Below are 5,790 nucleotides of genomic sequence, written 5' to 3'. Positions count from 1 at the left end.
GGGATGGCGTGTTTCTTGGGTGAAAGATGCGGCTTATGTGCAGTATATGAAAATCAGAGTCTGATACCCGTCTATAAAAATTCAAGGATAAGACAATGACTATGATTTGCGCGAAGGAATTTTCAGAATGGTTAAGACATAGGTTCAACGCTGAAAGCTCGGGTATTTCTATTTCAAGAGCTGATATCAATCAGCTAACAGGCAGACAACGTTTAGATCCTAGCTTCGTAAATGATGTTCACTATGAGTTAATGCAGTATGGAATGGCATTTGTGACTGATACCAGTAGAGAAAACTTCTATCTTGTTCCGATAGCTCAATCAATAAACTGGCGAGAGCGACTCGAATATCAATTTGAGAAAGAGATGTTCTGTAACATATATCCCATTGAAAAGTCGGGTTAAAAAAAAGGTTCAACTTGATGATTAAGTTGAACCTTTTATCTTTTAGGTCAAGCCTTGAATGATGACAAACTTTTCTAATAATTCGTCGTCAGTTTCAATATGGTTCGGGTCAGTAATGATACATTTTGTGATCGGACATACTGACTGACATGTTGGCTTCTCATAGTGACCTTTACACTCAGTACATAAATCAGGATCGATTTCGAAGATACTGTCACCCATAGTGATTGCACCATTTGGGCATTCTGGGTCACACATATCGCAGTTTATGCACTTGTCAGTTATTAGTAGAGCCATTTATCTTTCCCAAGTAACCGTTATTTACCTGAAGCGTTACGTGTATCTTGGCCTTCGCTCAAGTTACGCATTAGCAAGCCATACTCTAGATCGAGATCTGCTGGCACAGGAATAAATACGAAGTGACCGTTACCTTTTGCGTCGTCTACCGCTTCAGATTTACGGTTTTCCATCACTTCTAGTTTGAAAACAACGTTACCTTTAGGTGTCATCATTTCTAAGCTGTCGCCAACTAAGAATTTGTTTTTTACTTCTACTTCAGCTAGGTCGCCACGGCGTTTACCTGTGAATTCACCAACAAACTGTTGAGTATCAGAGATTGAGTAACCGTATTCGTAGTTTTGGTATGAATCGTGAGTGTGACGACGTAGGAAGCCTTCAGTGTAGCCTCGGTGAGCTAGGCTCTCTAGCGTACCCATTAGGCTCTCATCAAATGGCTTACCTGCAACAGCATCATCGATAGCTTTACGGTAAACCTGTGCTGTACGTGCACAGTAGTAGAAAGACTTAGTACGCCCTTCAATCTTCAATGAATGAACACCCATCTTCGTTAGGCGCTCAACGTGTTGGATTGCGCGAAGATCTTTCGAGTTCATGATGTAAGTACCATGCTCATCTTCAAACGCCGCCATTTTCTCTTCAGGTTTGTGCGATTCAGAAAGTAAAACGACTTCATCAGTTGGCTTACCAAGGCCTAGTGTGTTGTCAGGGCGCTCGTCTTGAACTTCAATACCTTGAGTTTCTACTTCTTGAATAGCAACGCCGGTAGGGTTAGCTTCAACGATCTGACCGTTTTCGTCTTCTTTCGCAGCTTCTGTCTTGTATTCCCAACGACAAGCGTTAGTACAAGTACCTTGGTTTGGATCGCGTTTGTTCATGTAGCCAGAAAGTAGGCAACGACCAGAGTAAGCCATGCATAGAGCACCGTGAACAAAGATTTCTAGCTCTGTTTCTGGGCAGTGTTCGCGAATCTCTTCGATCTCTTCAAGAGATAGCTCACGAGATAGGATCACACGCTCAACGCCTTGAGTTGACCAGAACTTAACGGTCGCCCAGTTTACTGCGTTTGCTTGAACTGAAAGGTGGATCGGCATTTCAGGGAATGATTCACGTACCATCATGATAAGACCTGGGTCTGACATGATAAGTGCGTCTGGGCCCATCTCAACAACTGGTTTAAGGTCGCGAATGAATGTTTTTAATTTAGAGTTGTGTGGCTGAATGTTACATACAACATATAACTTTTTGCCTTGAGCATGAGCTTCATCGATACCGATTTGTAGGTTTTCGTGATTGAACTCGTTGTTACGAACACGAAGGCTGTAACGTGGCTGGCCTGCGTATACTGCATCTGCGCCATAGGCGAACGCGTAACGCATGTTTTTAAGGCTTCCTGCCGGTGATAATAGTTCAGGTACAAATGGTTTCTGTGTAGTCATTGCTTCGTTCTCTAATCTGATCTCAAGTCAGGTTGATACCACCAAGTGATATCAAAGGGGCGCAAATTTTACGCTAAAATGAGTTTGGTTGATAGCCCTAAAGATAACAATGGTATTAAGAAGCGAGCTGATAGGTATTGATAAGCGGGAGTGGGAAAGAAATAAGCTCAGATATCGTCGATACCTGAGCTTCAAATCGGAACAATTAAGCGTTAGGTTGAGTTAACCCGCCTAATGATTCAAATAGGTTTGGTAGGAAAACACTGAACTCACCACAAAGTAGAGAGAAGTCTGCATCAAAACGTGCAGCTTGATCTTCACGAGGAATATCGTCGTTCTCATCTTTTAGTTCATCACTGAATTTTAGACGCTTGATGCTGCCATCTTCAGCAAGAATGAACTCAATGCGATCTTGCCAGTTGATCAGAAGCTTAGTCACAACTTTGTTGGCTTCAATGTGGTTCTTAATCTCATCAGCTTCTAGTTCTTGTTTCTTAACTCGAACAATACCGCCGTCTTCTTGGATTGATTTAAGCTCAGCTTCATCAAGCATGGTGATGCCTTTAGGCGTATCACCTGACTTAACCCATTCCGTTAACGTTGTTTCAATCGCTTGCTCTGGAATAGCTGGCACTACTGGCAAGCTACCCATTGTTTTACGTAGTAATGCTAGTACGTCTTCTGCTTTTTTGTAGCTGCTAGCATCAACAACAATAAAGCCTTCTTTCGGCATGATCAGCGCGTAAGTGAAGTTACTGCGGCTGAAAGCACGAGGAAGAAGATCGATGATGATGTCTTCTTTTAGGCTGTCTTTCTCTTTCTTTTTCAGAGGAGTACCAGACTCTGCTTCAAGCGTTTCTACTTTTGCATTCAATGAATCTTTGATCACAGAAGCTGGAAGCATTTTCTCTTCTTTCTTTGCACAGATGAGAATGCGGTTTTCTGATACGTGCGTCATCATATCGCCGTGTCTACCCATCGCGTTTACCCAACCAAATTTCTGTTTGTCTTGGCTACCACAAGGGGTAAAACGGAACTCTTCAAGTTGTTTCTCTAGCTGATCTGCGTTGAAGTCTATATCACGATTAAAGCGATAGACGAGGCAATTCTTAAACCACATAAATATTTCTCATACCTTTATCTGAAGACGCTCATCATAGGAGATTTCGATCCATTTGTCTTATACCTGCAATAAAAATTAAAAGTGAAATGTTTGAGACAGTTATATGAAAATTTGTTTTCAAAGGTCACAAAAGTGTCATAATTAAACCAGATAATGCAATGCGTTGATTAAATACTAAGGCTATTCAATTATGTCGAGAAGGATTCTGGTCGTTGAAGATGAAGCACCTATTCGTGAGATGCTGTGTTTTGTACTTGAACAAAAAGGCTACCAAGCAGTAGAGGCTGAAGATTACGATACAGCGGTAAACAAGCTATGTGAACCTTTCCCAGATCTAGTATTACTAGATTGGATGCTACCTGGTGGTAGCGGGATAAACTTTATCAAGCACATGAAGCGTGAAGAGTTAACTCGCAACATCCCAGTGGTGATGCTGACGGCTCGTGGCGAAGAAGAAGATAAGGTGCGAGGTTTAGAAGTGGGCGCTGATGATTACATCACCAAGCCATTTTCACCAAAAGAGCTCGTTGCTCGCCTGAAAGCGGTTATCCGCCGTGTAACGCCTACTGCACTAGAAGATGTGATTGATGTACAAGGCCTTAAGCTAGACCCTGTATCTCACCGCGTTACCGCAAGTGAAGGTCCAGTTGATATGGGCCCAACCGAATTCAAAATGCTGCATTTTTTTATGACTCACCAAGAGCGAGTATACAGTCGAGAGCAACTGCTCAATAACGTTTGGGGTACCAACGTTTACGTTGAAGATCGTACGGTTGATGTTCATATTCGACGTTTACGCAAAGCACTTGAATCTGCTGGTCATGACAAATTAATTCAAACGGTTCGCGGCGCAGGCTACCGTTTTTCTACAAAGGCTTAACGTGGCTTCACTGCCCAGTTTATGGAGTCCTGAATGGTTGAGAAGTTAACCTGGAAAAAGCTGGCTTGGGAGCTGGCTTTTTTTTACGCACCTTGGATTATAGTCGGATGGATATTCGGTTATTTACCTTGGTTATTGCTGGCTGCAACAGTATTACAGTTAGCATGGCATCTACACTATCAAATGCGTTTGTCTGCTTGGTTGTGGGATGAAAAGCGGTTAACACCCCCTTCAGGTTCTGGAAACTGGGAGTCTCTGTTTAATGGTATCTATCGTATGCAGCAGAGACAGCGTCGTAAGCGCAAAGAATTGACCAACCTTATCCGCCGTTTCAGAAACGGTGCTGAATCCCTTCCCGATGCCGTTGTGGTGTTTCGCGGTGAAGGCAATATTGTTTGGTGCAACAAGCTTGCTCAGTATTTACTGGGTTTTCGCTGGCCAGACGATTCAGGCCAACCCATCTCTAACTTGATCCGCACGCCGGACTTCATCAAGTACCTTAATAAACAAGATTTCTCAGAGCCGTTAGAGATGCCTTCGCCACTTAATGTGGAGCGCATGCTTGAGCTTCGTATCGTACCGTATACCGAGGGCGAACACCTCATGGTAGTACGTGATGTTACTCAGCTAAAACAGCTAGAAGGCATGCGTCGTAACTTTTTCGCTAACGTTTCTCACGAGCTACGCACTCCAATGACCGTACTTCAGGGCTATCTTGAAATGACGGAAGATCCAGACATGGTCGTTGGACCTATGTGGCCTAAGGCTCATGGTGTGATGACTGAGCAGTTAAATCGTATGAACAGTTTGGTCAATCAGCTTCTTACTCTTTCTAAGATAGAAGCGGCGCCAATGCATGAATTGGATGAAGTGGTGAATGTTCCGGCGATGTTGGAAGTTCTTGAAAAAGAAGCCGCTAGTCTCAGTGGAGAGCGAGAACACAAGCTGAAATTTGATATCGATAAGAGTTTACGCGTATTAGCGGATGAAGATCAGCTGAGAAGTGCAATATCGAATCTGGTTTACAATGCAGTGAAATACACGCCGCCTGGTGCGACCGTAAAGGTTCGTTGGTACCAAACCAGTCAAGGCGCGTGTTTGGATGTGTCAGACACTGGAGACGGTATCGAACCACAACACTTGCATCGACTTACGGAGCGTTTCTATCGTGTTGATAAAGCACGCTCACGCGATACTGGGGGCAGTGGCTTAGGGTTAGCGATTGTTAAACATGCGCTTAGTCACCATGATTCACATTTAGAAATTCAAAGTGAAGTGGGTGTTGGTAGCCGATTCCATTTCACGCTGCCTAGCCGATTGACAGTGTCATGAGTTCCTTAATACGCCGGATGCGTTTCCCCATCAGTTCATTATTAGCATTAGCTTTGGTTACCCCTGTTCATGCCGAGCAAAGTGTCGATTCTCTTCCTGATTATTCTAAGGTTCCGGGTATTTCTGGCAGCTTGTTGTCTGTCGGTTCCGATACCTTAGCGGGAATGACAACGTTATGGGTTGAAGAGTTTAAGTCTTACTACCCGAACGTGAATGCTCAAGTTCAGGCTTCTGGTTCATCCACTGCACCTCCTGCATTAACGGAAGGTACTGCTCACCTTGGGCCTATGAGTCGTCCAATGCGCCTACGAGAAG

At 43.7% G+C, this 5,790-nt stretch carries 7 protein-coding genes; 4 read left to right on the top strand and 3 right to left on the bottom strand.

Annotated elements, in window-relative coordinates:
• The first annotated feature begins 95 nt into the window (after positions 1 to 95).
• Positions 96 to 404 (top strand): hypothetical protein, encoded by a 309-nt coding sequence (locus AB4496_RS18440; RefSeq protein ID WP_009848260.1) that lies wholly within the window; start codon positions 96 to 98, stop codon positions 402 to 404.
• Between the two features lie 42 nt (positions 405 to 446).
• Here the strand turns inward: AB4496_RS18440 and AB4496_RS18435 are convergent, their stop codons facing one another.
• The 3 genes from AB4496_RS18435 to rdgC form a co-directional block, all read right to left on the bottom strand.
• Positions 447 to 701, bottom strand: coding sequence for a YfhL family 4Fe-4S dicluster ferredoxin (locus tag AB4496_RS18435; RefSeq protein ID WP_004735061.1), 255 nt, complete (start codon positions 699 to 701; stop codon positions 447 to 449).
• Positions 702 to 721: 20 nt separating this feature from the next.
• Complete coding sequence (gene yegQ, locus AB4496_RS18430; RefSeq protein WP_009848261.1) at positions 722 to 2,140, bottom strand: tRNA 5-hydroxyuridine modification protein YegQ; 1,419 nt, start codon at positions 2,138 to 2,140, stop codon at positions 722 to 724.
• Positions 2,141 to 2,345: 205 nt separating this feature from the next.
• A complete protein-coding gene (rdgC, locus tag AB4496_RS18425) occupies positions 2,346 to 3,260 on the bottom strand; it encodes a recombination-associated protein RdgC (protein WP_009848262.1) in 915 nt (304 codons plus the stop codon).
• A gap of 193 nt (positions 3,261 to 3,453) precedes the next feature.
• On the opposite strand from rdgC, the gene phoB reads away from it, so the two are divergent.
• From phoB to AB4496_RS18410, 3 genes are all read left to right on the top strand, one after another.
• Complete coding sequence (phoB, locus tag AB4496_RS18420) at positions 3,454 to 4,143, top strand: phosphate regulon transcriptional regulator PhoB (RefSeq protein WP_004735064.1); 690 nt, start codon at positions 3,454 to 3,456, stop codon at positions 4,141 to 4,143.
• A 33-nt stretch (positions 4,144 to 4,176) separates the two neighbouring features.
• The gene (phoR, locus tag AB4496_RS18415) at positions 4,177 to 5,475 is read left to right on the top strand and encodes a phosphate regulon sensor histidine kinase PhoR (protein ID WP_009848263.1); all 1,299 of its coding nucleotides are present in this window, start codon (positions 4,177 to 4,179) and stop codon (positions 5,473 to 5,475) included.
• A partial coding sequence (locus tag AB4496_RS18410) for a substrate-binding domain-containing protein (RefSeq protein ID WP_372131582.1) occupies positions 5,472 to 5,790 on the top strand: 319 nt, incomplete at its 3' end. The genes phoR and AB4496_RS18410, both read left to right, overlap by 4 nt.

Source organism: Vibrio sp. 10N.222.46.A1 (genome assembly GCF_041473595.1).
In the GTDB taxonomy this organism is placed as follows: Bacteria; Pseudomonadota; Gammaproteobacteria; order Enterobacterales; family Vibrionaceae; genus Vibrio; species Vibrio tasmaniensis_A.
The sequence above is the reverse complement of the archived record's forward strand: the minus strand, read 5'-3'. Positions and strand labels throughout refer to the sequence as shown.